Raw genomic sequence first — 24,078 nt, forward strand, 5'->3', positions numbered from 1 at the left:
ATTGTATGGCACAACGATTCCGACTAGACGAGCATAAAAAAGAATCCAGAATTTTCAACGGACGGCTGATTTTCTCGGTCAGTGTTGTCTTTCTTCTGGTCGTCATCCTGGTGAGCTGGCTGGTCAATCTGCAGTTTGTCCAGCATGAATATTATTCTGCGCGCTCTGATGGCAATCGCCTTCACTCTCAATATATCCCGCCAACCCGTGGTCTGATTTATGATCGCCAGGGTCGTCTGCTTGCTGAGAATCGCCCCATTTTTAACCTGACAGTCGTACGTGAACTGGCGGAAGATTTTGATCAGTCATTGCAATTGTTGCGTGACGAGATCGGTTTGACCGACGAGGATATTCAACAATATCAGGTACGTCAGGACCGCCGTGCAGTACCACGTTCTTCTGTGCCGCTGAAAATCAAACTGGACGATGACCAGATTGCTAAAATTGCTGTCAACCAGCACCGCCTGCCAGGTATTGCTGTAGAGGCACAGCTGCTGCGTTATTACCCTTATGATCAGGGGACGTCTCATTCCATCGGCTACGTTTCGGAAATCAACCGGGAAGAGCTGCAAGGTATGAATGAAGAGGAAGCGCTCAATTATCGTGCGACTGATCATATTGGCAAAACCGGTATTGAGAAAACCTACGAGGAACTGCTGCACGGTACGGTAGGTTTTGAGACCGTCGAAAAGAATAACCGTGGCAGTGTGACCCGGGTGCTGGGACGAACAGATCCGGAACCGGGCCGGGATATTCAGCTACACCTGGACATCGCCCTGCAAATGGCAGCTGAAGAAGCACTGGGTGAGCGCCGGGGCGCCATTGTTGCCATCGAGCCTTCGACAGGTGGCATTCTGGCAATGATCAGCAAACCAGATTATGACCCCAATCTGTTTGTGACCGGTATCAGCCGGGATCAACTCGGGGCGTTGAACCGGTCCCGTCACTCGCCAATGTTTAATCGTGCGATTAATTCCCGTGTGCCGGGTTCCACGATCAAGCCGATTATGGGGCTTGCCGGTTTGTATTATGGCGTTGTGGATCAGGAGTTCGTGATCAATGACCCCGGTTACTACCGTTTACAGGGCCGTTCGCGCCCTTACTATGACTGGACCTGGTGGGTGGACAAGTCAGGCCATGGTCAGATTGATCTCGAGCGTGCTATCTACCAAAGCTGTAATACCTACTTCAGCCATATTGCGGTGGAGCTGGGCATCGACAAGATCCATGATTACCTGCTGACCTGGGGTTTTGGCAGTAACGAGGCGCTGGATGTGCCGGAGGCGGCCGTTGGTATTGTCCCGTCTCCGGAATGGAAGCGGGAAAACAAAGGTCTGCCCTGGTATCCCGGTGAAACACCGCCGGAAGGCTTCGGAAACGGCATGTTCCAGGCCACCACCCTGCAGATGGCCAGTGCCGCAGCGACTATTGCCAACCACGGTCAGTTTGTCCGGCCACGTATGCTCAAAGCGATACAAAGTGGTGGCGAAGGTGAGTTTGCTGAAGCCATTTTCGATGGTGAGGCTGTGCAACAGCCGTTGCTGCCATCTGCGGAAGATATCGCTTATGTGCGACACGCCATGGAGCATACAGTCAGTAAACCCTATGATCGCGAGCATCGCCGTCATGAGGGGACTGCTTACCCGTACATTGCCGGAGAGGAGCCATTGGCGTACCCGATGGGCGGCAAGTCCGGTACCGCACAGGTGGTGGGTGTTCAGGTTGACTCGCGAGGTAACCGCATTGATCCGGAAGAGATCAGTGATGAGCACTTGAACCACGCAATGTTTATCGCTTTTGATGCTTCTCCGGAGTCCAGGATTGCTGTGGCTGTTTTTGTTGAAAATGGCGAGGGCGGAAGCTCGGTTGCAGGTCCGCTGGCGCGGGAAGTGCTGGATGCTTACTTGTTGCCCAGGCTGGAGCAGGAAGAATCTCAGGACAGTGAGGCACTTCTGCTGACAAGCAGTCCGTGACTGGGTTAACATCAGGCAATCTGTTGTTTAATTTCCAAACATGGCGCTGACAAAAACGTGAATTCATCGAGCAAGGTAGTCATTGCACTGATCCTGGGTGGACTGATTTCCGCTTGTAGCAGTGTATCCCCACCCTCTGGCAGCTCCGGCAACTCTCAGGCTGGCCGCTACTCCATTAGCCAGGATCGTGCGCCCAGTGTTGCGGTTGATCCTTCACGGATTCAGGACGTCATACCGGAGCCGATTAATCGGACCATGGCGGGCAACCGCTCTCCCTATACCGTCAACGGTCGCAGTTATCGGGTCATGGCCAGTGAAGAAGGGTTTCAGGAAACGGGTCTGGCCTCCTGGTATGGTGAGAAATTTCACGGCCATGCCACTTCCAATGGTGAGATTTTTGACATGTACCAGGTCTCGGCCGCTCACACGCGATTGCCGATACCCAGCTTCGCCCGTGTCACCAACCTCGAAAACCAGCGCAGTATCATTGTCCGGGTCAATGACCGGGGCCCTTTCCATAACGAACGCATCATTGATCTGTCATTCGCAGCCGCTTATAAGCTCGGCTTCGCGGATCAGGGCACAGCGCTGGTTCATGTCGAATCCATTGTGCCCGGCCAGGAGCGTATACTTGCCGCCGCCAGTCGGGAACCGGCACCGGTAATGGAAGTAAACAGCAGTCCCGCCCGTTATCTTCAGGCAGGCGCTTTTGCGGACCTGAGCTCCGCCCAGCGACTATCCGACCGCTTACGGAATATGACCGGCCGCCCGGTGTTCATTCGCTCGATTCAGGCTGATGGCCCGAACCAGCAATTGCACAGGGTTCGCATTGGCCCGATTGTGGATAGCAACGAATTGCGACGTGTGACTGACCTGATTGTCGGTGCGGGACTGGGTCAGCCGTTCACCGTTCAGGAATAATCGCCTGGTCATCGCCAGCTATTCATACAAGATTCTAAAGTACTTGGGAAACCCGATATGACAATTACAGCCAACGCTTCACACAACTCTGGTACTGGTCCGCAACTGACAGGATGGCGGCGCCATGTTGCAGTTGCTATGTCAGCACTGATGGTATTATTCAGCAGCCTGCCAGCTGCGGCACAATCCATTATGCCGCGAGCGCCGGAAGTTGCGGCTAGCAGTTACATCCTTATGGATGCGACCACCGGTCACATCATCATGGAAGAGAATGCGGATGAGGCATTGCCACCAGCAAGTCTGACCAAAATCATGACTGCCTATATTGCCGAGGTCGAAATTGATAATGGCAATATGAGTTATGACGACCAGGCCTACATTAGCGAGAAAGCCTGGCGTACCCAGGGTTCCAAGACATTCGTGGATGTGGGCAGTTATGTGCGGGTGGAAGATCTGTTGCGCGGTATTATCATTCAATCGGGGAATGATGCCAGCGTTGCCATGGCTGAACATATTGCCGGTAGCGAAGAAGCTTTTGCCGACCTGATGAACCAGCATGCCCAGGCACTGGGAATGGATCAGTCTCTGTTCCTCAACTCCAGCGGTCTGGATACCCCCAGCGGTGATACCAACCTGATGTCTGCTCGTGATCTGATGAAGCTGGCGCGAGCGACCATCCAGGAGCACCCGGATCACTACGATATTTATTCTGAGCGTGAATTTACTTTCAACGGCATTACCCAGGGCAACCGCAACAGCCTGTTGTTCCGCGACCCTTCAGTGGATGGCATGAAAACCGGCTGGACGGATCGCGCAGGGTATTGTTTGGTTGCCTCTGCTGAACGTGATGGCATGCGACTGATCTCAGTTGTGATGGGCACTGCCAGTGAGGAAGCCCGTGCGGTGGAAACCCAGAAAATGCTCAGCTACGGGTTCCGTTTTTACGAAACGCATAAACTTTATGATGTTGGCGATGTGATTAACACCGCTCGTGTCTGGTCAGGAGCCGAGAATTCGGTGGAACTGGGAATAAATGAAGAAGTGTATATTACCATTCCACGTGGCCGGGCTGATGAACTGACAGCGACCCTGGATTCGGAAGAGTTTATCCGTGGCGGGTTTGAAGCAGGCACCGTGCTCGGTTCAGTTAATGTCACACTGGATGATGAGGTGCTTTACAGCGGAGATGTCGTTGCGATTGAAGGCGTTGAGCGTGCTGGCTGGCTGAAGCGGCTGATCGATGCACTGACGCTGTTTATCATGGGACTGTTTAACTGATAGCAGCCAGGTTTACATTTCAAATTCATATTTAGTGCAAGTACAAGCAGTCAGAGCAAGCTGGAGATTTCATGTCAGCAGACAATACAGATAGTTCCACTGAACAGGAAAAACCCAAAATTGAGTTTCCCTGTCGTTACCCTATCAAGGTGATGGGACATGCCACGGATGATTTTGTCGAGGAGGTGATGGTGATAGTTCGCCGTCACGCCCCTGAGACACATAGTGATGATGTCAACAGCCGGCCCAGTGCCAAGGGCAACTACCTGTCAATCACGATTGTGATTGAAGCGCATGGTAAAGAGCATTTGCAGACCTTGTTCACCGACCTGAAAACCCTGCCTGCTGTTAAACTGGTGCTGTGAACGAAGTGGCTGCACCAGCAGGGACGGCACAACGGCTGGTAATCCGCCAGCTTGGGCTTCAGCCCTACGAACCGGTATGGCGCGCCATGCAGCACTTGACGGAAACCCGGAGCGATGAAATTGCTGACGAGTTGTGGGTGCTGCAGCATCCTCCTGTTTTTACTCAGGGGCAGGCGGGCAAGGCCGAGCATTTGCTGGCGCCCGGGGATATTCCCGTCATCCAGATTGACCGTGGGGGGCAGGTGACCTATCACGGGCCAGGTCAACTGGTGATTTATCTGTTGATTAACGTGCGACGTGCTTCTGTCGGTGTCAGAGAGCTGGTCAGCCTGATCGAAGCAGCCATCATTGATACACTGGCATCTTTCAAAATCGAGGCGGCTGCGCGCCCGGACGCGCCCGGGGTTTATGTCGGGGATGCCAAAATTGCCCAGCTCGGCTTGCGTATCCGCCGCGGCTGCTCATATCACGGTCTGAGTTTGAACGTCGCCATGGACCTGTCCCCATTTTCGCGTATTAATCCCTGTGGTTATGCTGGCCTGGCGGTGACCCAGCTCATTGACCTGGTGGCTGAGGATGATGAACAGTCATTGATGGTAACAGTGGAAAAATTATTATTGCAGGGTATTATCGAGCGTTTGCAGCCTTATAGCTGGGTTGACGTCAAACACGAGTTGCCCGAAAGTCCTGGCCAAGCAGGCTAGTGGAATCGAGTTAACAGGTTAACAGGAGAGTACATGTTGTTCAGTATTGCCAAAAAAGCCAGGCAGTTCACTGCCGGCACGATCATTAAGCGCAGCCATTCTGTATCGGCAGGCAGCTCACGGCGCATTGCCCTGGGCTTGTCAATGCTGATGGCTGCCTCTGCAGGGTCAGTTGCCGAAGCCAACACGCTGGTCAGGGTGACATCGACGTATGGTGATTTTACGCTGGAACTGTTTGACGATCAGACGCCCAATACGGTCAACAATTTCCTCGGCTATGTTGATCGAGGTGACTTCGATATGACGGTGGTGCATCGCTCTGTCAGTAATTTTGTGATTCAGATGGGGGCTTATAACTGGTTGGGCGATTGCGTTAGTGATGCGCCGCAGCCGGGTATTAACTGCAGTGCTGTTTACACCCAGCAACAGGACCCGGTCGTGAATGAGCCGGTGGTATCGAATACAGAAGGTACGATTGCCATGGCCAAGCTGGGTGGTAACCCTAACAGCGCAACCAGTCAGTGGTTTATCAACCTGGGTGATAATTCCGAAAACCTTGATGAGCAAAACGGGGGGTTTACCGCGTTTGGTCGAGTGCTGGGTGACGGTTTGGAGGTTGCTAATGAAATTAACGGGTTGGAAGTGGTGAGTGTCGGTGGCGCAGCAACTGAGATGCCTCAACGCAATAATCCAACCAGGTTGCCACAGACTGATAACCTGGTCTTAATGAGCGCCTACCGCGTGGATCGTTTCAGTACGGCCATGCATATTTTCGAGTACAGCAGTGGCCGGCTGGCTGCCTACGTGAATGCGGGCGATCTGGGTAACTACAGCATGCAGTTCAACCTGGTCGAGGGTGACGGTGGGGTTATCTTTGAACTGGATACAGGTAACATGGTCCCGCTGGAAATCACACCAGAAGGTATGGCGAACTATTTGCCCGATGAGCAGAAAGTGGCCATTCCGCAAGTGGAGATCAATAATAACGGTTCAGTCAGCGTACTGAATAATGTGGTACTGCACATGATTGATGAAAGCCAGATGCGCTTCGAGTTGGAATCCTACGAATGAGTGCGCCCCGGGGTGAGTTCAGTTCCCGGTTCGGTTTTTTGATGGCGGCCTCCGGGTCGGCTGTCGGACTGGGAAATATCTGGGGCTTCCCCACCAATACCGCCAGCAATGGTGGTGCGGCATTTCTGTTTACTTATATTGTCCTGGCCTTTGCCATTGCCTACCCGGCACTGATGGCGGAACTGATTATCGGTCGCCATGCCAAAGCGAATGCGGTGACGGCTTTGAGAGGGCTGGCAAGAGGGCCGCTGACACGCGCTCTGGGCGGTATGGTCGGTTATGCCGGTATGATCACCGTCAGCCTGATCCTGAGCTTCTACGCCATTGTCAGTGGCTGGATGCTGGCCATGACCATGGCGTCGCTGGCCAATCTGCTGCAGTTTGATGCTGCCGCCGACTGGCTGGCAACGGGATCTGTGGTACGAGATGCCATATTTACCCTGGGCTTCATGCTAATGACACTGTGGGTGGTGACTGCTGGTGTCAGTAACGGTATCGAAAAATGGGCCTCGCGGCTCATGCCTTCACTGTTCATTATTCTGGTCTGCCTGATTATCTATGTCTTCACGCTGGATGGCGCGATGGAAGGGTTGCGCATGTATCTGGTGCCTGACTTTTCCCGGATGCTGGAGCCTGGTTTGGTGGTCAGTGCCATGGGGCAGGCGTTCTTTTCCCTGTCGCTGGGGGTAGGCACCATGTTGATCTATGGCTCCTACATCAACCGGCGTGAAAATCTGCCGGCTCTGGGGCGCATGGTGACCCTGCTGGATATCAGTGTGGCAGTGACAGCAGGTCTGCTGATTTTGCCAGCCATGACGGTGGCATTGAATCTGGGCGTGCCTATCTATGATGAACAGGGAGGACTGATCGCCGGTCCCGGGCTGATTATTTCTGTCCTGCCAGCACTGTTTGATCAGATTGGACTGGCCGGGATACTGGTATCGCTGGCATTCTTCATCCTGATGACCATTGCGTCGCTGACTTCCTCCATTTCCATGCTGGAGGTACCGCTGGCCTATGTGGTCGAGAATTACAACACCAGTCGCCGGCGGGTCGGTACCTGGCTGACCCTGGGTATTACGGCTATCAGTCTGCTGATTGTGTTTAACTTCGATACCCTGTTTGATCTGGTGGTTTCCCTGACGACAGAATACAGCCAGCCATTACTGGGTTTCTTCTTTGCCATCTTTGCCGGCTGGATCTGGCATCGTAACGGCATACTGCAGGAAATCAGGCAGGGCAGTGAGAACGTAGAACATACGATGTTCTGGCGTATCTGGCCGGTTTATGTGAAATTTGTGGTGCCGGTGGCCATTCTGGCTATCTACCTGCAAACCCTGTTGGGGTGATTTCTGTTACCTGACAGACATGATTTGCTGTAATACGGCACAGAATCGGGTGATTTCATCTTCCGTATTGTAGGCATGTAACGATGCCCGGTTGATATCGGGCAGTCGTCGGTAATAGTGGTCCAGCTGTGTATTTTGCTGCCGCACCACCGATGTGTTGATCCCCGACTCCCTGAGCAAGGCTGCAATTTCTGTCGCAGGCTGAGTCTCGGCATGAAAGGTCACAATGCCGGACAGGTTTTCCCCTTTGTCATCTACACTGATTCCTTCTATCTTGCCTAGCTGCTGGCGCAGTGAGGCGGCCAGCGTGCAAATTCTTGATTCAATCGCGGGCATACCCACCGACAAGGCATAATTAACGGCAACGCCTAGTGCGATGCGGCCCGCTACATCATGCTCCCAGGCTTCAAAGCGACGGGCGCCTGGCGCAATCTCGTATCTTTCAGGTGAAAGCCAGGTAGCCGACTGCAGGTCAATGGCAGCCGGTATCATTCGGTTGGCCAGGGCTTCCTGTGCGTAGAGGAAGCCTGTACCGCGCGGGGCTCTGAGGTATTTTCTGCCTGAGGCAACCAGCATGTCACAGCCCAGCTCATCAACATCGAGGTGCAGGTGCCCGGCGGACTGGCAGGCATCCAGCAGATAGGGAATATTGTAGTGTCGGGCTATTTGGCCCACTTTGGCTGCCGGCTGGATGGTGCCGCTTTGACTGGGCAGGTGGGTGAGCAAAATCAAACTCGCACCGTTTTCAGCCTCCTGCTGCAGGCGCTGTAAATCAATGCTGCCCGACTCATCATTCGGCACGAACACAAGCGCAATCTGTCTGGTTTCGGCCAGGTGAAGCAGGGTCAGGTAATTGCTGGAATATTCAGACTGATTAACCAGGATACGATCGCCAGGCGCCAGCGGAAGCGCTGCGATTAACAGCTGGAAAGCACGAGTGGCGCTTTCCACGCAGGCTATTTCATTTTCATGGCAGTTCAGTAGCCGGGATAAGGCTGTGTAGGTCTGGGCACTGGCTTTGGCGTTTTGCAGCGCCGCTTCGTAACCGCCGATTTTCTGTTCAAGTGCCAGGTGATCCAGTTGAGCCCGGGTAACCTGGGCTGGCTGCAATGAGGCTCCAGCGTTATTGAAATGAATCAGATCCCGACAGGCTGGTGTGTCATCACGTAGCTTGTCGGGATCCATCAGGTTCATGCCAGTTTGATAGCACGTCCGTGGTTATAGACTTCCACCAGTTGTGAGTGCATGGCCTTCACCGCTGTGTTGTAGTCGTCTTCATCCAGGACAAATTGCATATCCACCTGACGCATGCATTGATGCACACCCAGAATATCCACACCGGCATCGGCCAGTGCCTGGGTTGTTCTGGCCAGCATGCCAGGGATCTTCAGGTCGCTGCCAATGGCAGAAACGATGCAGACCTTCCGCACATTAATCTCAGCGCCGGGAAACAGGTCGGCCAATGCTGCCTGAATGCGCTTGACCGTTTTCAGGTTGGCGGACAGATAATGCGTGATGGTATTGGCATTGAGGTCCTTGTTGATGACCTGGGCCTTGAAGCGGGTGATTTGTGCCAGAAACTGTTTCTCATAATGTGACAGGTCGCCCACCATGTCCTGGTCAAACAGCTCAATGGCGTAAACACCCTGACGACCAGCTACGATCTCGACACAAGGCGAGTCACTGACGTAGTCGCGGGTAATCAGCGTGCCGCCGTGCTCGGGCTCAAAGGTGTTTTTGACGCGCAGATGAATATTACTCTGACGCAGGCCTTTTGCCGCTCGCGGGTGGATAGCCTCCATGCCCAGATTGGCTAACTGGTCCGCGACATCGTAATTGGTGCGACCGATCGGCACGGCTTTGGTCTCGCCAACAATACCGGGGTCGGCACTGCTGAGGTGGAATTCTTTATGGATGATGGCTTCGCGAGCGCCGGTCAGAACGGCGATACGGCTGAAGGTCATCTCACTGTAGCCTCGATCAAAAATAGCCATCAGGCCGCCTTCACAGTGGCTGTAACCAGTGGCGATGGGTAGCTCCTTGCTCAGGTCAATGCCCTCAAAGGCACGGCTGATGTGTTCGTCAAGAGAGAGGTGCTTTTCGCTGTTCCAGCCAGACAGATCAACCAGCCTGGCGTTGATGCCATGCAAGCGGAGCAGCTGTGCAGTATTGGAGGCACTGTGGATCTCACCCAGGCTGGCCAGCATCTCTCGCACGGTCTGCAGGTAATCGGACAGGGCAAAATGCCCGTGCTGGCACAGGCTGGCGACATCTTCCAGTACGCTTTCGGCGTCCTGCAGTCGGTCCAGTATGAAATCGTTGGCTTTTTTTAGCTCAGATTCACCATGATCGGCAAAGAGGTTGTCATTGAGCTCCAGAAGGTATTCGCGTGTTTCCTTGAACGCTTTGCGCCAGCTGGTCTGGTCTTCTGCGTCAGCAAACAGTGAGTAAATACCGGATTGCCCGGTCTTTTTGTGTTCCAGCAACATGTTGGTAACACCGCCGTAGGCAGAAACCACAAATATTCGCTGATAAACATCCCCTGCAAGGGCGGGATTCATGAAGATATTCTGGCGCACAGCTTCAAATTGACTCATTGAAGTGCCACCGATTTTTTCGACCGTATGGCCTGAAGACGATGGCTCTGCCTGTGAATCTGACATTTTGTTTCCTGTAATCAAGACTTGAGGCGACGGATTATACCGGAAATTGATGTCAGTTTCATGCCAGCTCTATTGACAGGGTGTTACCAAGCTGTCAGCAGTGCCGCAGAAATGCTGTCAATCATGGTGCAGATTGCTTCCCCGGGTCTTAAGGGAGAATGTGGAAGTAGACAAATCGGGCATTGGGGTCCTGAGGCATTGGGTACTCAATGGCTTTCAGGTCGATTGGCTGAAACAGGCTCTTGTAGCCATCACAAAGTGAATTGAAAATCACTTCCTGAACGATGAGTATATTGTAGTCCTGCAGGCCTTGTTGATGGGCACTGTCATCCATGATGCTGGCAATTTTCGGGTTTTTGCGCATCTCTTCGTAGCGATAGGCCTGAACCAGGGCGTCTCCATACAGGTCGTAGGCTCGGATACCGCTGCTTTGGAATGTCCCTTGCACGGTATTAAACGCCAGCCCCATCGCGGCTTTAATCGGATGACCGTAGCTAAAGCGATCCACCTCAGCATTAAAGGCCTTGAACATCATCAAGGCGGTATCCACGGCATGGTCGGCCAGTGACATGCTTTTCTCAGTCATAAAAGGGTAACCCACAGCGCTGATAAAACCGTCGCCGGTTTCTTTCAGTCGGAAGGCACGGGATTTGAGCGGGTTGTGACGGTAACCCATCATGCAAATCTGCGAGAAAGCCCGAAATACATTGAGGAAAAAATTCTGAGTGCGTTCATGCCGGATAGCGCTTGATCGGATAATATCAAACACATTAATGATGGCCTCGCTGCGGGCCACGGGCATGGTTTCTTCCAACTGGTCCCCAGACTTGATTCGTTCCAGCTGATGTGGGTAGACGAGTTTGGATAACTGGTTATAAAGGTGCTGGCGGGTGTCTGCATCAACCGACTTATAGTAAAAACGACTTTGGATACGACGGAAAAACAGCCAGCCTACAATAATGCCACCGAGATAGCCCTGTATCAGTTGCATGATATTAAGGGTCAGGTAGGTCGCATTGATGCGGTAGATCATCAGCACGGTCAGCAGGGTAAAGACAGTGTTTCTCAGGAGCGTGACTTCAAAGCGGGTATGGTAGGAGAAAGCGGTTGTCATCAGGATGACAAAATTAATCTGCCCGGACAGGGCAATGTAAAAATTGGATTGCTCCTGTTGCGTTAATTCGGGCCGGAAGATCAGCTGCAGTGTCATGCAGAAACCGAACAAGATGCTGAACACAAAACAGTCGAACACGGTACGCGAGAGTTTGCTGGTGGTTGAAAACAGCAGCGTGACCCAGGGGAACAGCAGTACGATCAGAATCGGTATGGAGTAGGTCAGTAGTGCCTGGCCAGCATAAGGGTTATTGCTGCTCAGCAGGTTCTGCCAGGTCATCAGTGAGGAAACCAGGAGGAGTAATGCTGAGGTCCGGGCTGGCCAGTTTTTGAGTGCCCAACTGGCATCGTCACGCAATTCATCACGGAACTCAGTGACATGTTCTCTGCAATATGCCGAGTACTTGTCCTGATTCATATTATAAGTGCTCAAAATTATTCATATTGTTATGCCGACAAATTGCGTGACATGATTATACATAAATGTGGTGCTCCAGCAATGCAGCAAAAGGCATGTCGGGCGCCAATCATTGAAAATTCATTATTTCATAACTTAGAGGTTGGATATGTTGATTTATCTGGGGCTGGCGTTGTACCTGGGGATTGTGTTGAGTTTGCTGTGGGGGCGTTTTGCCTTCTTTAAAATGAACTCGGGCACCCCGTTTTGGCTGGCGCTGAGTTACGACCTTGCAGTCGGTGTCCAGATGGTTTCAACGGTTTATGGCTTCATTGTTGTGACGGACGTCACAAAACTGCCCTTGTATATTTGTCTCGTGTTGTACGCCTTTTCGCTGGTGTTATTCTGGTGGTCGATTGTCACTGCAAAATCACTCGACTTTGCCTTCAGCACAAGCGTTGGAAAAATCGTGACAACTGGTCCATTCGGGGTGTTCCGTCACCCGTTTTATGTCTCTTACATCCTTGCCTGGCTGGGCAGCTCGCTGCTGTTTGGGTGGCCTTGGCTATGGCTGAGTCTTGCCTATCTGACAGGTTTTTATGTGATGTCCGCAAAACGGGAAGAGGCCGTTATTTTGCAGAGTGAGCAATCAGAGCAGTACAAACTTTACCAACAACAAGTAGGCATGTTCCTACCAAGGATATTAAAATGGAAGCAATCAAATTTAAAACATTAACTGACACAACTGAAATCGATTTTTTCCTGTCTCGTTTCGAGAGTTTTGTCGGGGTCAAACTGCCTTACGATTACATGGAACGCAGTCAGTTCGTGGCCGGTTTCAAAGGCGATGAAATGGTGGGTGGCTATATGCTGGTCACCAAACCTGCTTTTCGCAGTCTGATGTTTGTCCCGGATGATGTCAAACAGTCCCACGAGTTTTTCCAGAAAGACAGCTACGACATGATGGAAATTAACGGACTGTGGATGAGCGCTTCATTGAAGAGCGCCTCAGAGCAGTTCAGCATCTGGACCCGCCTGGTTCTGGATGCATTCAAGTGCCGCAAGCAGTATGTTCTGCTGATGGCTAACCAGCGCAACAAGAATATCCGACATGTTCATGCCATGACGGGTGCCAAGGATATCTACGAAGGCCAGCCGATGCTCATGTCGGGCGATAAGAGCCATTCCACCATTCGTGTCAGCTACACAACACGCTGGTCATTATTGCTTAACCTGCCACGTTACTGGGCAGAGCATAAAAGCCGTGAGCGCCGTTTCCAGCGTCGCCTGAAACAGCGTGCCTACAACCGTGTGATGACCAAAACCAGCTGATTCCGGGTTATGCCCATTGTTGTTGGGTGAAAACCGGGAACAGGAAGTCCCGGTTTTCACTGGCATCAGGGTTGTCCAGATTCTTCAGGCCTGCTTTACTATAGAGAATGGTTGTATGATGTTAGTTACATTCAGCGCTGCTTGTTTGGCGTTACTTTATTGATAGGAGCAGGAAGTGAGTCAGGAATCTATCCGTCAGTTGTTAGAAAATTTGGAAACGGAGTTGAACCGCAATGAGTCAATGGACGATGAGACTCGCGCGCTTCTGACCCGTCTTGATAATAATATTGATCAGATGCTGGAGGATTCTGAACCGAATAGCCCCGAGATGGAGCAATTAATTGATATGGAAGCGCGATTTGCCGCAAACCATCCGGTCGCTGAGCGTATTGTCAGAGAGCTGATAGCCACGCTGTCACGCATCGGTATATAAGTCAGATTATCCGTTAACGACCCGCTTATCTGTTAACGATTAGTGCACAGGGAAGTGACAAGTTTTTCCAGGGTTACCCAGGTATCCCCCGGGCGAAGGCCTTTGGCCCCAGCATCAATGGCGTGCAGCCCGGCCAGTAGTCGTGACAGTGACTGTTTGCTGTGACGTTGCAGGGCGGCTTCGACTGCCTGTTGCCGGTTTCCCCAGACACGGAATGATTTCAGCACGCTGCCCATCGGCGAGCCCTGTTCCATCTGTACCTTCATGGCCAGTAACTGCCGTAGTTCTCTTGCCACCATCGCCAGTATGTAGAGCAGCTCATTGCCTTCTTCCCGTAAGCGTTGCAGGGTAGTCAGGGCTTTTGCGGTATTGCCGGCGAGGCAGCTTTCGATCAGCGCAAAAACGTTGAAGCGGGCATTGTCAGTCACACTCTGGCTGACAGCATCCAGGTCGAGCTCGCTGCCGGCACCAAACAACATATAGAACTTCTCTATTTCCTGATCGGCTGCCAGCAGATTGCCCTCGGTACGTTCGGCGATCAGCCGGATAGCATCGGGTGTGGCAGACATCTGGTAGCGCTGCAGACGAGCACGAAGCCAGTCGTTAAGCTGACCCGGGTCGATATCGTACAGTGGCAGAAAGGCACAATGTTTTTCAATTGACTGAAACCATTTGCTCCGTGTTGCCGCAGCATCCAGCCGAGGGGTTTGCAGTAACAGGATGGTGTCTTCGGGAGGAGACTCCAGATATTCGATTAATGCTTTCCTGGCAGTATCGTCAGGTTTGCTGCCAAGTCGAATCTCGATCAGTTTTTTATCGCTGAACAACGACATGCTACTGGCAGCGTGATGGAGGATATCCCAGTTGAACTGGCGATCCGCATCGTGCACTTCCCGCTCGCTGAAACCCGCTTCCCGGGTTGCCTGGCGGATCATGTCGGCGGCATCTCGCGCCTGTAACGGCTCATCGCCAGCTATCCAGTAACATCCTTGCAGTGATGACTGCAGGTTTTGGGCAAGCTGGGCGAACTTCAGTTTCATATTTCGATGGCCTGCAGGCGAATCACGATCTGCTGGGCCAGCTCCTGGCGCAGATCGTCCAGTGCAATCTCCCGGCCCGACTGGCTGCCACCGATATTGGCTGTGTCTTCGAAGAAATTCCCCTGGGCTTCAAAAAGCTCCGGGCCTGCCATCAATGTGCCATTCAGATGCAACGCCGCTTCAACGGACAGGCGCAGCTCGTATTGCCCGGCACCAGCGCGGGTATTCAGGCTGACCGTCTGTTGTTCAATCGCTTCATTGGAAATCAGTAATTCAAAATCACTGGCATTACGCGGTACCAGTTCCACATCATAGCTGGACAGATATCGGCTTAATGGCGCTTGCAAGGGGTGCAGACTGTTGGCAAAAGTCACCGTCAGGCGATCAATAGGCAGCGAGCCGTCATCACTGCCACGTAAGGTAAATCCGCAACCTGCCAGGCTCATCAGCACGATGATCAGCCCGGCAGACATGAGGCGCCGAATCCCCATCAGCTTAGCCCACCACGATGTTGATGAGTTTGCCGGGTACGACAATGACCTTGCGAACCGTTTTGTCATCGAGAAAACGCTGCACGTTATCGTCTTCTTTGGCCATGGCCATCAGCGTATCCTGGTCGGCATCTTTGGCGGCGCTGAGCTTGCCACGTAGCTTGCCATTGACCTGAATAACATATTGCACCGAATCCTGCACCAGCGCTTCCTCGTCCACCTCAGGCCAGGACTCGTCAATGATAGCTGTCTGGTGACCAAACTTCTGCCATAGTACGTGGCAGAAATGCGGGACGATCGGCGACAGTGCCAGGAGTACGATTTCCAAGGCTTCTCGTGACACTGCCTGGTTATTGCCAGCGCTGGTATCGGCTTCTTCCTGAAACCGGGTGATCGCATTAACCAGTTCCATAACCGCTGCTACAGCCGTATTGAAGGTTTGACGACGACTATAGTCATCACTGATTTTTTGCAATGTACTGTGTGCTTTCAGGCGCAGTTGTTTCTGAGCATCGTTCAACTGGCTGCGATCCAACTTGGCTGTTTCGACAGAAATGTGCTCCATGCAGATACGCCAGAGTTTTCGCAGGAAACGGGCACTGCCTTCCACGCCACTATCGGACCACTCCAGTGACTGAGTGGGTGGTGCCGCAAACATGGTAAACAGACGGACCGTGTCGGCGCCATACTTCTCAATCAGTTCAGCAGGTTCAACCGTATTGCCCTTGGATTTCGACATTTTACTGCCGTCTTTCAACACCATGCCCTGGGTCAGCAGACGCTTGAATGGTTCATCCGAAGAGACCAGGCCTTCGTCACGCATTAACTTGTGGAAGAAACGAGCGTAGAGCAAGTGCAGGATGGCGTGTTCGATACCACCGATGTACTGGTCTACCGGCAACCAGTGGTCGGCACGTTTGTCCAGCATGGCTTCAGTCTGGTCTGGGCAGGTATAACGTGCGTAATACCAGGATGACTCCATAAAGGTGTCAAACGTATCGGTCTCGCGCTCTGCATCGTTGCCGCATTTGGGGCATTTGGTTTGATAGAACTCGGGCATTTTTTTGATGGGCGAGCCGCTGCCATCCATGTTGACGTCTTCAGGCAGTATCACGGGCAGTTCATTTTCAGGCACTGGCACAGATCCGCAGTCATCACAGTTGATAATCGGAATCGGTGTTCCCCAGTAGCGCTGACGGGAAACCCCCCAGTCGCGCAAACGGAAGTTGATCTGTTTTTCGCCTTTGTTTTGCGACTTCAGCCAGCTTTCAATGGCATCAAAAGCTGCCGGAAAGTCCAGGCCATCAAATTCACCGGAGTTAATCAGCACACCTTTTGCTGTATAGGCGCATTCGTCCAGATTAGCCGATTCGCTTTCATCAGCAGGCCGGATCACCTGCTTAATGGGCAGGTCGTATTTTTTGGCAAATTCATAATCACGCTGGTCGTGGGCAGGTACTGACATAACGGCACCGGTGCCATAACTCATCAGTACAAAGTTGGCGACAAACACGGGAACTTCTTCACCAGTGACCGGGTGAACTGCCTTGAAGCCGCTGTCCATGCCCAGTTTTTCCATCGTCGCCATGTCAGCTTCAGCTACTTTGACGTGACTCTGCGCTTCGATAAAACTGCCCAGTTCAGCATTACTTTCGGCCGCCTGCAGTGCAAGCGGATGTTGGGGGGCAATGGCGACGTAAGTCACGCCCATCAGCGTGTCAGGGCGTGTCGTATAGACGGTCAGTCTCTCATCACTGCCTTGAACCTCGAATGCCAGTTCGACACCTTCTGAGCGGCCAATCCAGTTGGCCTGCATGGTGCGGACTTCTTCCGGCCACTCTTCCAGTTTGTCAAGATCATCCAGTAATTCCTGGGCGTAATCGGTAATGCGGATAAACCACTGTGGGATCTTGCGACGTTCAACAATCGCACCAGAACGCCAGCCGCGACCGTCAACAACCTGTTCGTTGGCCAGAACTGTCTGGTCAACCGGGTCCCAGTTCACCTCGGCTTCTTTCTTGTATACCAGTCCCTTTTCAAACAGGCGGGTAAAGAACCATTGCTCCCATTTATAGTAATCGGGGTGGCAGGTAGCCAGCTCGCGACTCCAGTCATAGGCATAGCCCAGCTGTTTGAGCTGTTTGCGCATATAGTCGATGTTGCTCCAGGTCCACTGTGCCGGGGGCACCTGACGCTGGATAGCTGCATTCTCTGCAGGCAGGCCGAAAGCATCCCAGCCCATTGGTTGCAGTACGTTCTTGCCCAGCATACGTTGATGGCGGCTTATGACATCGCCAATCAGGTAGTTACGGACGTGCCCCATGTGCAGGTAACCACTGGGGTAAGGGAACATGGACAGGCAATAGAATTTTTCCTTGTCACTGTCTTCTGTTACCTGAAACGATTGTGCCTGATCCCAGAATTGCTGGGCGGCTGCCTCAATTTCCTGGGGCTGGTAGGTTGCTTCCGCTTGTGTCGTCATTGTTGCCTTCAACTGTGTCTGTTTATCTGATATTCAAGAATCTTTGACTTGCTGGGCTGCTTCTTTCTGTTCATGAAGTCGTGCCGCCACTTCCACTGGAAGTGTCAGTTTGAGCAGCCGAATCTGGCGGCTGTCTGAGTTCAGTACGGTAAACTGGAATTCGCCCAAATCAACCGACTCATCCCGCTCGGGTATGTGCCGCAGTTCCTGGAGAACCAGACCGCCCACGGTATCCGCTTCTTCATCGCTGAAGGAAGTCAGGAAGTATTCATTAAAGTCTTCTACCGGTGTCAGTGCTTTGATGATGTACTGCTGGTCATCAAGGCGCTTGATGTAGCTTTCATCATCCACGTCAAACTCGTCATCAATTTCACCGACGATCTGTTCCAGTACATCTTCAATAGTGACCAGCCCGGAAGCGGTGCCATACTCGTCAATAACAATGGCCATGTGGTTTCGGGTCTCACGAAACTCTTTGAGCAGGACATTGAGCCGCTTGCTTTCCGGGACAAAGGTAGCTGGCCGGATAATATCTTTTAAATTAAAGCGCTCAGCTTCCGGATTCAATGCCAGGGGCAGTAAATCTTTTGCCAACAGAATGCCGATGATCTGATCCGGGTTTTCACCGGTAACCGGGAAGCGTGAGTGGGCTGCCTCAACAACGATGTCCAGTATTTCTGCCAAAGACTGCTGTATGGAAACAGTAGCCATTTGCGGTCTGGGAATGACAATTTCCCTGACCTGCATACTTGATACCTGCAGGGCGCCCTCAATGATGCTCAGAGCGTCTGCGTCCAGCACCTGGTCCTGTTCAGCGCTGCGCAGCATGGCCAGCAGGCTTTTGATATCTGTGGGTTCATCAGAGAAAACCTGCGCGATGCGCTCAATCCAGGATCGCTGGCGTGGCTCACTACTCGGGGGTTCGTCGATCATGTGCTCGGAATACTCCTGTTTTCATAGGGGTCGGCGATGTTAAGTGATTTAAGGATGTCAATTTCAAGGTTTTCCATCTGTTCAGCGTCACTGTCATTCTGGTGGTCGAAACCTAACAGGTGCAACACACCGTGGATTACCATGTGTGCCCAGTGATCAGACAGTGATTTATTTTGCTCGCCAGCCTCGCGTGATACCACAGCCTGACAAATCACAAGGTCGCCCAGCGGGAGCGTATCCAACAAGGTCGCAACCGATGCCGGCAAATCGCTGGGGAAGGATAGCACATTGGTTGGATTGGCTTTGTTGCGATACTGCGAATTCAACTCGGCTGACTCTGCTTCGCTGACAATCCTGACGCTGATTTCAGCATTGTCTGCTACTGGTTTCAGGTTGCCGGCGGCAAGTAATGCGGTCTGGCACCAGGCGGCTATGGTGTCAGCGTCTGGTTGCTCTGCTTCATCTGTGATATCTCTGATGACTTCAACGGTCGCGGTCATTGCTGGCATCCTGGTTCAGCGACTTCACGGTAGTCTGCTTGTCGTAGGCATCATAAGCTTCGACAATGCGCTGTACCAGTGAGTGACGAACAACATCCTTGGAGTCAAAAAAGTTGAAGCCGATGCCTTGCATACCATCGAGTACTTTCAGTACATGAACCAGTCCGGACCGGGTGCCTTTGGGCAGGTCGATTTGTGTCACATCACCGGTTATCACAGCAGTTGAGCCAAACCCGATGCGTGTCAGAAACATTTTCATCTGTGACACGGTCGTGTTCTGACTTTCGTCCAGAATGATGAATGAACCATTGAGCGTGCGGCCGCGCATGTAGGCCAGGGGCGCAACTTCAATGACATTGCGCTCTATCAGACGGGTGACTTTTTCAAAGCCAAGCATCTCATAGAGGGCGTCGTAAAGTGGCCGTAAATACGGATCAATTTTCTGTGCCAGGTCGCCAGGCAAGAAGCCCAGTTTTTCACCTGCTTCAACCGCCGGGCGCACCAGCAGTAACCGTTTGACCCGATCCTGCATCAGCGCTTCAACTGCACAGGCAACTGCCAGGTAGGTTTTACCTGTGCCTGCAGGGCCGATGCCGAAGTTGATGTCATGATGGCGAATACACTGCACATATTGACGTTGATGGCCGCCACGAGGCTTGATGGATGCCTGGGGTGTTTTAATCAGTACTGGGCGATCCGGGTCATCCGTGACTGGCTGGTCGGACCCGGTTAATAACTGACCACCGTCTTCTTTCAGTGTCAGGTGCACAAGATCCGGACTCAGACCGTTGCCGTCAGCGGTTTGCTCATACAGGGATGAGAGAACGCGGGAGCCTTCCTCAATGGCAGGCCTGCTCCCGGTTAACTGAAAACGATTACCTCGCTGACTGATACGGACTGCCAGCGATTTCTCGATTTGATGTAAGTGCTCATTGAGGTGGCCACAAAGATTAGCCAGACGAGATGTGCTGGCTGGCTCCAGGGTCAGCTGTTGCGTGCTTTGTTCCGTTGCCATGTAGCTGGAAAATTACCTCCGGCGTCAGTATCTGCGCCTAATATGTTATGAAAATGGCTGTTTTGACTATGCTGTTTTAACTATATATGGAAAGTATAGAGCAAGTTAAAGCTGGCCTGCCAGTGAGTTGGGGTAGGCCTCGAGAATTTTTACCTCAGCAAACTGGCCAATCAGACGGATATCATCACATGGGAAGTTTACGACACGGTTATTCTCCGTTCTTCCTTGCAGACTGTTAATGCCCCGTTTGGACGGTCCGGTGACCAGGATTCGCTGTGTGCTGCCGACCATAGACTCACTGATGGCGGCAGCATGTTGCAGAATTTGGGATTGCAACACCATGAGCCGGTGCTTTTTCTCCTTCTCACTGGTTTCATCGCTGAGCTCTGCAGCTGGCGTACCGGGTCGGGCACTGTAGATGAAACTGAAAGATGTATCAAAGCCAACTTCAATAATCAGATTCATGGTGTCTTCGAAATCCTGGTGCGTTTCACCCGGGAAGCCGATGATGAAATCCGATGACAGGCTGATACCCGGCCGAATCGCCTTTAAGCGGTCAATGATTGCCAGGTAGTCCGCTGCAGTATGACCGCGCTTCATCGCCTTGAGTATGCGGTCTGAACCGCTCTGTACAGGTAAGTGTAAATGGCTGACCAGTTCAGGCACATGCTGATAGACGTCAATCAGGTCGCTGGAAAATTCAGTCGGATGAGACGTTGTGAAACGGATCCGGTCGACTCCTTCGAGCGCAGAAAGATAAGTTATCAGGGTTGCCAGATCCACTAATTGGCCATCATGGGTCATGCCTCGGTAGGCGTTGACGTTCTGACCCAGCAAATTGATCTCGCGAATACCTTTTTCAGCCAGGTGCGCGGCTTCCGCCAGCACATCGTCAAAAGGGCGGCTGACTTCTTCACCACGGGTGTAGGGTACTACGCAGAATGAGCAGTACTTGCTGCAGCCTTCCATAATGGTCAGGAAGGCTTCACAGCCTGATACGCTGGGCTCCGGCAGGCGGTCAAATTTCTCGATTTCCGGGAATGTTACGTCCACCATCGGGATGCCGCGTTTTCCCTGGTCCAGCATGTCCGGCAGTTTGTGCAGCGTTTGCGGACCAAATACGACGTCCACATAGGGCGCACGCTTGCCGATGGCAGCTCCTTCCTGGCTGGCAACACAGCCACCCACTGCGATTTTGACATCAGGACGGGCTTCTTTCAGTGATCGCCAGCGCCCCAGCTGATGAAATACCTTTTCCTGAGCTTTTTCGCGGATTGAGCAGGTATTCAGCAATAAAATGTCGGCATCTTCGGGGTTGTCAACCACTTCTGCGCCTTGTTCGACTTTCAGCAGGTCGAGCATCCGGGACGAATCGTATTCGTTCATCTGGCAGCCGTGAGTTTTGATGTAGACTTTTTTACGCGGTGCGCCGCTTTGGTTTTGCATACTCATGAGATAATTCGATGAAAATTCAGGAAAGTGGTCGATTATAACAGGGAATTTCCTACTATGCTGTATCTGTAAGAAGGCTTTGCGATACAATAGCGGGTTCTGTTCAGTTTGATCCAGAGGTTCCCCATATATGGCAATTCGCCAGGAAGTTTATCGCATCACCTTCCTCAACAAAGGCCAGGTCTACGAAGTCTTTGCCCGCCAGGTTTATCAAAGCGAGCTGTACGGCTTTATTGAAGTTGAAGAGTTTGTGTTCGACGAACGCAGCCAGATGGTAGTAGATCCAGGTGAAGAAAAGCTGAAAATGGAATTTCAGGATGTGAAGCGAAGCTTTATTCCCTTGCAGGCCATCATACGTATCGATGAAGTTGAGAAAACCGGTGTGGCCAAGATCAGCAGTGGCGACAACGTTATGCCTTTCCCGGCACCCGCCTTTAGCACGCGTAATAACGACAGTTGATTTCCTTCTTCCCTTAACCGGTCTTTCGTCGCTAGCTCCTTCCCGGTTCAGTCTCGATTCAGGCGTCATTGCGTATAACTGACCCTGACATTGATACAAATCGGGGAGGTGTGAATTATGTTTCACGGAAAAATTACCCAGCTTCAGTCCGGTAAACGTCAGTCCGGGCGGTTGGCGCGGGTCGCTGCCATGATCGCGGTAGTCGTTGCTGGCGCAGCCTGGAGCGCTCAGGCATCGGCCGACATTACGGTGATTTACAGTAGCGATGACCGTGATAGACATCATCATAGACACAATCACAGGCACCATAATGATGGAGTGGGGTTGATAGGCAGCTTACTGATGCCAGGCTCGGTTCACTTCCAAAATATCCGGCATTCGCACTTCGATCGACACCATAACCGTTATAGCAGGCGTGACCGATATGACAGGCATGACCGATATGACAGGCATGACCGATATAACAGGCATGACCGCCATCGCCATCCACATGCCAAGCACTCACGGCATCGTGAGAGTGCCCGCGGTAATCGTGGCCGCTGGCAGAGTAATCGGCATCGCGAAATCATCTACGTGGATAAAGATGTCAGGCATCGAGGCAATTATCGGGATGTAGAGCGTCGCAGTGTGATTATTCGACGTCGTGACAGGTAATTAAAGTAACGAAACAATCGGGGTAAGAGCACCGCAAGAGGTTATCAAGGGGTAACAAAGTTAGCCCTGGCTGTCAGTAACTCAGCCAGGGCATTTTTTTGATACGGGTGCCTATGCGCTGATCAGGCTGCCTGCTCCAGCGTCGCAATTTCAACACAAAGTACAAACACCTGCATGGCGGCATCAATCTCTTCCAGGCTGGGGAAAGAGGGTGCCAGGCGGATGTTGGTATTTGCCGGGTCCTTTTTGTAAGGCCAGGTAGAGCCAGCCGGTGTGAGTTTCACGCCCGCATCGGCGCAAAGCTCGATAACGCGTGTCGCCAGGCCTGGCTGCGTATCAAACAGAATGAAATATCCGCCCTGGGGGCGAGTCCAGGTGCCAATGGCCTTGCCGTTCACTGTTTTATCACCCAGGCCTTCATCCAGGTGCTTCAGCACCAGTTCGAACTTGGGCTGGAGAATGTTTCGGTGCGACTGCATCAGTTCGCGCAAACCATCCATGTTTTTGATAAAGCGCATATGACGCAGCTGGTTGACCTTGTCCGGGCCAATGGTCGAAATCCCCAGGTAAGCGACGAAATTCTTGATATTCTCTTCAGCAGAGGCAATGAAAGAAATGCCTGCGCCTGCAAACGTGATTTTCGACGTTGAGCCAATGATAATGGCATTGGCTGCTGTGCCTTCAGCTTCGCTCAATGCCAGCAGGTTGGCCAGCTCCGGCGGGTTGTCGGCCAGGTGGTGCTCGGCATAGGCGTTATCCCACATGATGCGGAAATTTGCGCCGGCGATTTTGCCCAGTCTGGCAAAGCGTGCCACCACTTCATCCGAGTACACGATACCGTTCGGGTTGGCGTATTTCGGTACACACCAGATGCCTTTGATCAGTGGGTCTGATTTGAGCAGAGATTCGACCTGATCCATGTCTGGGCCGTTTTCGTCCATGGTAACCGGGATCATTTCGATGCCGAGTGATTCACAGACCGAGAAATGGCGGTCGTAGCCAGGCGCGGGGCAAAGGAATTTGATGCGTTCACCGTTGCTGGCGTCATTCACCCAGGCGCTTTCCGGTCCGCTGACACCGTTCAGGTAGGCATGCACGACATACTGATACATCAGTTGCAGAGAGCTGTTGCCGCCGACCATGACCTGGCTGACTTTAGCGTCCAGATACTCGGCGGCAAATTCGCGTGCCTCGGGTATGCCCAGTCCACCGCCATAGTTTCTGCTATCAGTTCCATCGGCACAGCGGTAATCGCCTTGCAGTGCGCCATCGAGGCCATTGCAAAGATCCAGTTGGGCGGTTGCTGGCTTGCCTCGCGTCAGGTCAAGACTTAGCTGTTGCTGTTTAATCTCTTCCAGACGTTGATTCAATTCCTGAAGACGTGATGCATTGCTCATGCCGACTTTGAACTCCTTGATAATGAGTAAGTAGAGTAGCTGGTGGCAGAATACC

The 24,078-nt window shown here is 52.4% G+C and carries 23 protein-coding genes; 12 read left to right on the forward strand and 11 right to left on the reverse strand.

Going from position 1 to position 24,078, the window contains the following annotated elements; all coding sequences use genetic code 11:
* Positions 1-5: 5 nt before the first annotated feature.
* From mrdA to PSCS_RS07205, 7 genes are all read left to right on the forward strand, one after another.
* On the forward strand, positions 6-1,973 hold the full coding sequence (mrdA, locus tag PSCS_RS07175; RefSeq protein ID WP_068811261.1) for a penicillin-binding protein 2: 1,968 nt from the start codon (positions 6-8) through the stop codon (positions 1,971-1,973).
* 57 nt (positions 1,974-2,030) lie between these two features.
* The gene (locus tag PSCS_RS16255; RefSeq protein WP_068811263.1) at positions 2,031-2,894 is read left to right on the forward strand and encodes a septal ring lytic transglycosylase RlpA family protein; all 864 of its coding nucleotides are present in this window, start codon (positions 2,031-2,033) and stop codon (positions 2,892-2,894) included.
* 138 nt (positions 2,895-3,032) lie between these two features.
* Positions 3,033-4,172 carry a D-alanyl-D-alanine carboxypeptidase family protein gene (locus tag PSCS_RS07185; protein ID WP_106387089.1) on the forward strand — a complete coding sequence of 380 codons (1,140 nt, stop codon included), beginning with the start codon at positions 3,033-3,035 and terminating at the stop codon, positions 4,170-4,172.
* 71 nt (positions 4,173-4,243) lie between these two features.
* Positions 4,244-4,537 (forward strand): HP0495 family protein, encoded by a 294-nt coding sequence (locus PSCS_RS07190; protein WP_068811268.1) that lies wholly within the window; start codon positions 4,244-4,246, stop codon positions 4,535-4,537.
* 86 nt (positions 4,538-4,623) lie between these two features.
* The gene (gene lipB / locus PSCS_RS07195) at positions 4,624-5,241 is read left to right on the forward strand and encodes a lipoyl(octanoyl) transferase LipB (protein ID WP_229694687.1); all 618 of its coding nucleotides are present in this window, start codon (positions 4,624-4,626) and stop codon (positions 5,239-5,241) included.
* Positions 5,242-5,274: 33 nt separating this feature from the next.
* Positions 5,275-6,312: a peptidylprolyl isomerase gene (locus PSCS_RS07200; protein WP_068811269.1), complete on the forward strand. Its 1,038-nt coding sequence runs from the start codon at positions 5,275-5,277 to the stop codon at positions 6,310-6,312.
* Positions 6,309-7,661 carry a sodium-dependent transporter gene (locus PSCS_RS07205; RefSeq protein WP_068811271.1) on the forward strand — a complete coding sequence of 451 codons (1,353 nt, stop codon included), beginning with the start codon at positions 6,309-6,311 and terminating at the stop codon, positions 7,659-7,661. Before PSCS_RS07200 ends, PSCS_RS07205 begins: the two co-directional genes overlap by 4 nt.
* 6 nt (positions 7,662-7,667) lie before the next feature.
* Here PSCS_RS07205 and PSCS_RS07210 read toward each other — a convergent pair whose 3' ends face one another.
* The 3 genes from PSCS_RS07210 to PSCS_RS07220 all read right to left on the reverse strand — a co-directional run bounded on the left by PSCS_RS07210 (position 7,668) and on the right by PSCS_RS07220 (position 11,855).
* A complete protein-coding gene (locus PSCS_RS07210; RefSeq protein WP_068811273.1) occupies positions 7,668-8,855 on the reverse strand; it encodes an aminotransferase class V-fold PLP-dependent enzyme in 1,188 nt (395 codons plus the stop codon).
* On the reverse strand, positions 8,852-10,324 hold the full coding sequence (locus PSCS_RS07215) for an aspartate kinase (RefSeq protein WP_068811275.1): 1,473 nt from the start codon (positions 10,322-10,324) through the stop codon (positions 8,852-8,854). The genes PSCS_RS07210 and PSCS_RS07215 overlap by 4 nt, the downstream gene beginning before the upstream one ends.
* Positions 10,325-10,472: 148 nt before the next feature.
* Positions 10,473-11,855 (reverse strand): nucleotidyl cyclase domain-containing protein, encoded by a 1,383-nt coding sequence (locus tag PSCS_RS07220; protein ID WP_068811278.1) that lies wholly within the window; start codon positions 11,853-11,855, stop codon positions 10,473-10,475.
* A gap of 148 nt (positions 11,856-12,003) precedes the next feature.
* On the opposite strand from PSCS_RS07220, the gene PSCS_RS07225 reads away from it, so the two are divergent.
* From PSCS_RS07225 to PSCS_RS07235, 3 genes are all read left to right on the forward strand, one after another.
* Entirely contained in the window at positions 12,004-12,570 is a 567-nt protein-coding gene (locus tag PSCS_RS07225; protein ID WP_068811280.1) for a methyltransferase family protein, read from the forward strand.
* Positions 12,543-13,166, forward strand: a complete 624-nt coding sequence (locus PSCS_RS07230; protein ID WP_068811282.1) for a hypothetical protein — start codon at positions 12,543-12,545, stop codon at positions 13,164-13,166. Before PSCS_RS07225 ends, PSCS_RS07230 begins: the two co-directional genes overlap by 28 nt.
* 175 nt (positions 13,167-13,341) lie before the next feature.
* On the forward strand, positions 13,342-13,599 hold the full coding sequence (locus PSCS_RS07235; protein WP_068811284.1) for a DUF4404 family protein: 258 nt from the start codon (positions 13,342-13,344) through the stop codon (positions 13,597-13,599).
* A gap of 32 nt (positions 13,600-13,631) precedes the next feature.
* Here the strand turns inward: PSCS_RS07235 and holA are convergent, their stop codons facing one another.
* The 7 genes from holA to miaB all read right to left on the reverse strand — a co-directional run bounded on the left by holA (position 13,632) and on the right by miaB (position 21,506).
* Complete coding sequence (gene holA, locus PSCS_RS07240) at positions 13,632-14,639, reverse strand: DNA polymerase III subunit delta (RefSeq protein WP_068811285.1); 1,008 nt, start codon at positions 14,637-14,639, stop codon at positions 13,632-13,634.
* Positions 14,636-15,130 (reverse strand): LPS-assembly lipoprotein LptE, encoded by a 495-nt coding sequence (locus PSCS_RS07245; protein WP_068811287.1) that lies wholly within the window; start codon positions 15,128-15,130, stop codon positions 14,636-14,638. Before PSCS_RS07245 ends, holA begins: the two co-directional genes overlap by 4 nt.
* Before the next feature lie 4 nt (positions 15,131-15,134).
* On the reverse strand, positions 15,135-17,612 hold the full coding sequence (leuS, locus tag PSCS_RS07250) for a leucine--tRNA ligase (RefSeq protein ID WP_068811289.1): 2,478 nt from the start codon (positions 17,610-17,612) through the stop codon (positions 15,135-15,137).
* Positions 17,613-17,645: 33 nt separating this feature from the next.
* A complete protein-coding gene (locus tag PSCS_RS07255) occupies positions 17,646-18,545 on the reverse strand; it encodes an HlyC/CorC family transporter (protein ID WP_068811291.1) in 900 nt (299 codons plus the stop codon).
* Complete coding sequence (gene ybeY, locus PSCS_RS07260) at positions 18,542-19,045, reverse strand: rRNA maturation RNase YbeY (RefSeq protein WP_068811293.1); 504 nt, start codon at positions 19,043-19,045, stop codon at positions 18,542-18,544. The genes PSCS_RS07255 and ybeY overlap by 4 nt, the downstream gene beginning before the upstream one ends.
* Complete coding sequence (locus tag PSCS_RS07265) at positions 19,029-20,060, reverse strand: PhoH family protein (protein WP_068811295.1); 1,032 nt, start codon at positions 20,058-20,060, stop codon at positions 19,029-19,031. Before PSCS_RS07265 ends, ybeY begins: the two co-directional genes overlap by 17 nt.
* Before the next feature lie 105 nt (positions 20,061-20,165).
* Positions 20,166-21,506 carry a tRNA (N6-isopentenyl adenosine(37)-C2)-methylthiotransferase MiaB gene (miaB, locus tag PSCS_RS07270; RefSeq protein WP_068811361.1) on the reverse strand — a complete coding sequence of 447 codons (1,341 nt, stop codon included), beginning with the start codon at positions 21,504-21,506 and terminating at the stop codon, positions 20,166-20,168.
* Positions 21,507-21,642: 136 nt separating this feature from the next.
* Here miaB and PSCS_RS07275 point away from each other — a divergent pair, with 136 nt between their 5' ends.
* Positions 21,643-21,972: a DUF1820 family protein gene (locus PSCS_RS07275; RefSeq protein WP_068811296.1), complete on the forward strand. Its 330-nt coding sequence runs from the start codon at positions 21,643-21,645 to the stop codon at positions 21,970-21,972.
* A gap of 117 nt (positions 21,973-22,089) precedes the next feature.
* Positions 22,090-22,626 carry a hypothetical protein gene (locus PSCS_RS15875; RefSeq protein WP_157885653.1) on the forward strand — a complete coding sequence of 179 codons (537 nt, stop codon included), beginning with the start codon at positions 22,090-22,092 and terminating at the stop codon, positions 22,624-22,626.
* Between the two features lie 122 nt (positions 22,627-22,748).
* Here PSCS_RS15875 and PSCS_RS07285 read toward each other — a convergent pair whose 3' ends face one another.
* Positions 22,749-24,023 (reverse strand): aminotransferase class I/II-fold pyridoxal phosphate-dependent enzyme, encoded by a 1,275-nt coding sequence (locus PSCS_RS07285; RefSeq protein WP_068811301.1) that lies wholly within the window; start codon positions 24,021-24,023, stop codon positions 22,749-22,751.
* Positions 24,024-24,078: the final 55 nt, after the last annotated feature.

The sequence above is a fragment of the Pseudohongiella nitratireducens genome (assembly GCF_001642735.1).
In the GTDB taxonomy this organism is placed as follows: domain Bacteria; phylum Pseudomonadota; class Gammaproteobacteria; order Pseudomonadales; family Pseudohongiellaceae; genus Pseudohongiella; species Pseudohongiella nitratireducens.

Excerpts from the sequence above, each read along its gene's own strand:
- ybeY (WP_068811293.1), bottom strand. The coding sequence starts at position 19,045 with ATGACCGCGACCGTTGAAGTCATCAGAGATATCACAGATGAAGCAGAG.
- mrdA (WP_068811261.1), top strand. The coding sequence starts at position 6 with ATGGCACAACGATTCCGACTAGACGAGCATAAAAAAGAATCCAGAATT.
- PSCS_RS07275 (WP_068811296.1), top strand. The coding sequence starts at position 21,643 with ATGGCAATTCGCCAGGAAGTTTATCGCATCACCTTCCTCAACAAAGGC.
- PSCS_RS07265 (WP_068811295.1), bottom strand. The coding sequence starts at position 20,060 with ATGGCAACGGAACAAAGCACGCAACAGCTGACCCTGGAGCCAGCCAGC.
- PSCS_RS07230 (WP_068811282.1), top strand. The coding sequence starts at position 12,543 with ATGGAAGCAATCAAATTTAAAACATTAACTGACACAACTGAAATCGAT.
- PSCS_RS07225 (WP_068811280.1), top strand. The coding sequence starts at position 12,004 with ATGTTGATTTATCTGGGGCTGGCGTTGTACCTGGGGATTGTGTTGAGT.
- PSCS_RS15875 (WP_157885653.1), top strand. The coding sequence starts at position 22,090 with ATGTTTCACGGAAAAATTACCCAGCTTCAGTCCGGTAAACGTCAGTCC.
- lipB (WP_229694687.1), top strand. The coding sequence starts at position 4,624 with ATGCAGCACTTGACGGAAACCCGGAGCGATGAAATTGCTGACGAGTTG.
- PSCS_RS07205 (WP_068811271.1), top strand. The coding sequence starts at position 6,309 with ATGAGTGCGCCCCGGGGTGAGTTCAGTTCCCGGTTCGGTTTTTTGATG.
- PSCS_RS07245 (WP_068811287.1), bottom strand. The coding sequence starts at position 15,130 with ATGGGGATTCGGCGCCTCATGTCTGCCGGGCTGATCATCGTGCTGATG.
- PSCS_RS07190 (WP_068811268.1), top strand. The coding sequence starts at position 4,244 with ATGTCAGCAGACAATACAGATAGTTCCACTGAACAGGAAAAACCCAAA.
- PSCS_RS07285 (WP_068811301.1), bottom strand. The coding sequence starts at position 24,023 with ATGAGCAATGCATCACGTCTTCAGGAATTGAATCAACGTCTGGAAGAG.
- PSCS_RS07255 (WP_068811291.1), bottom strand. The coding sequence starts at position 18,545 with ATGATCGACGAACCCCCGAGTAGTGAGCCACGCCAGCGATCCTGGATT.
- PSCS_RS07200 (WP_068811269.1), top strand. The coding sequence starts at position 5,275 with ATGTTGTTCAGTATTGCCAAAAAAGCCAGGCAGTTCACTGCCGGCACG.
- leuS (WP_068811289.1), bottom strand. The coding sequence starts at position 17,612 with ATGACGACACAAGCGGAAGCAACCTACCAGCCCCAGGAAATTGAGGCA.
- PSCS_RS07220 (WP_068811278.1), bottom strand. The coding sequence starts at position 11,855 with ATGAATCAGGACAAGTACTCGGCATATTGCAGAGAACATGTCACTGAG.
- PSCS_RS07185 (WP_106387089.1), top strand. The coding sequence starts at position 3,033 with ATGTCAGCACTGATGGTATTATTCAGCAGCCTGCCAGCTGCGGCACAA.
- miaB (WP_068811361.1), bottom strand. The coding sequence starts at position 21,506 with ATGCAAAACCAAAGCGGCGCACCGCGTAAAAAAGTCTACATCAAAACT.
- PSCS_RS07210 (WP_068811273.1), bottom strand. The coding sequence starts at position 8,855 with ATGAACCTGATGGATCCCGACAAGCTACGTGATGACACACCAGCCTGT.
- PSCS_RS07215 (WP_068811275.1), bottom strand. The coding sequence starts at position 10,324 with ATGTCAGATTCACAGGCAGAGCCATCGTCTTCAGGCCATACGGTCGAA.
- holA (WP_068811285.1), bottom strand. The coding sequence starts at position 14,639 with ATGAAACTGAAGTTCGCCCAGCTTGCCCAAAACCTGCAGTCATCACTG.